We start from the raw sequence: 1,743 nt of genomic DNA, 5'->3' as shown, positions 1-1,743 counted from the left end.
GTTCGGCAGCAGATGGTCAGGATCTACACCCCCAAACCCCCGGCCCCTTTCCCCCGTCGAGGGGGAAAGGGGTGGCTGAATAATTTGGTTTATAGGAGGAAGGTATGAGAAAAGTTCTGGTGGTTCTGCTGGTAGTTTTTGGCCTGGCCGGCCTTGCGCTGGCCCAAACCACGGTACGGGTAGGAGTCTTGTTGCCTATCTCGACCGTAGCAGGCAAGGCTGCGCTCAATGGGGTGCAGCTCGGTGTGGATCAGGTAAATGCTGGAGGAAAGGTCAGAATAGAGCTGGTGGTGGTGGACGACGGGAACGCTCCTGCTGCCGCAGTGCCGGCCCTGACCAAGCTGATGACGGTTGACCGCGTAGACATCGTGATCGGGGGGTTGTCCTCGGGGGTGACCTTTGCCCTTTCGGGGCCGGTCAAGCAGTACCAGCCCTTGTTCTTGTGCATCGGCGCAGCCAGCAGCGTGGTCGAGCAGGCTTTTAGCGACTATGGGCGCTTCTTCCACTACCACCCCTGGGACTACCACAACGTAGCGGCTGCCCTGGGCTTCTTCAAACATCTTTACGATGAAGGCGCCCGCCGGGTAGCCATTTTGTACGAGGATGGGCCTTTTGGTTCAGCGGGAATTCAAACCTACCGCCAGCAACTGCAAAACCAGGGCTACACCGTACAGGCCGAACCCTTCAAGTCGGGCTCGGGCAACTTTACCGCCATCCTGACCCGCTTCAGAGCCTTCCGCCCGGACATCCTGTACTGGATCGGCTACGACGTAGACGCCCTGCCCATCGCTGCCCAGACCCGCCAGGTGGGCCTCGAGCCCAAACTGATTTATGGCGCACCTCCGGCCTGGCCCCTGGGATTTGAAAAGAACAGGCTCTCCAACGACATCGCAGGCATGACGGCCTGGCTGCCCTCGGTGGCCAACAACGAAAGCCGGCGCTTTGTAAACCTGTACCGCCGCAAGTTCAATGAAATTACCGATGAATACATGGCCCCCATGGGCTATGTGATTGCCCTGAGCCTGGGCCGTGCGGCTGAAGCCGCCAGTTCCGCCGACAAGGATCGCATTGCCGCCGAGCTGGCCAGGGTGCAGATGGACACACCTTTCGGCCCCCTCTCGTTTAAGCCCTCCGATACGGGTAGAACCAGGTTCCAGGGCTTCAACCAGAGCATCTGGCTACAGTTCCAGTACCTGGAAGGTTCGCGTCGTCCGGTCTTCCCGGCCAACCGCGCTGCGCGTCCGTTGCGCTTCCCTGGCAACTACTAAAAAGCTCGTAGCCAAGAGCTGATGGCTAATAGCCCAAAACCCTTTTGCTATCCGCTATGAGCTACTGGCTATCGGCAAGTCCTATGGATTTACTTCTGCAAACCCTCATCAACGGCATCCTGGCTGCCGGCATCTATGCCCTGGTGGCCAGCGGGCTGGCCCTGGCGGTAGGCGTGGTGGGCATTGTCAACTTTGCCCACGGCGAGTTCTCCATGATCGGAGCCTTTGTCTCCTATCTGCTTTTTGTGAGTGCGGGCATTGACCCCATCCTCTCTTTGGGTCTGGCGGCCATCGTGCTTTTTCTAGTCGGCGCCATCACCTACTATGGCCTGATACGGCCGGTGCTGGCTGCGCCAGAACTCAATCAGATGCTGCTGACCTTCGGGATCTCGGTGGCCCTGCAAAATATCGCCTTGCTGTTGTTTGGCGCGGATACACGGGTGGTCTCGACCGCATATCAAGGCTCCACCATTGC

Annotated in this window: 1 protein-coding gene and 1 pseudogene; both read left to right on the top strand. The window is 59.0% G+C overall.

Annotated features, from left to right (window positions below; translation table 11 throughout):
• Positions 1–104 precede the first annotated feature (104 nt).
• Entirely contained in the window at positions 105–1,268 is a 1,164-nt protein-coding gene (locus tag Q0288_RS07095) for an ABC transporter substrate-binding protein (protein WP_299429136.1), read from the top strand.
• Positions 1,269–1,351: 83 nt separating this feature from the next.
• A pseudogene (locus tag Q0288_RS07090) lies at positions 1,352–1,743 on the top strand (branched-chain amino acid ABC transporter permease); the annotation flags it as partial.

Source organism: uncultured Meiothermus sp. (genome assembly GCF_937863175.1).
In the GTDB taxonomy this organism is placed as follows: Bacteria; Deinococcota; Deinococci; order Deinococcales; family Thermaceae; genus Meiothermus.
Note: the sequence above shows the minus strand (reverse complement) of the source record. Positions and strands in the feature narration are given on the sequence as shown.

Coding starts and splice junctions, on each gene's coding strand:
- Q0288_RS07095 (WP_299429136.1), top strand. CDS start 105: ATGAGAAAAGTTCTGGTGGTTCTGCTGGTAGTTTTTGGCCTGGCCGGC.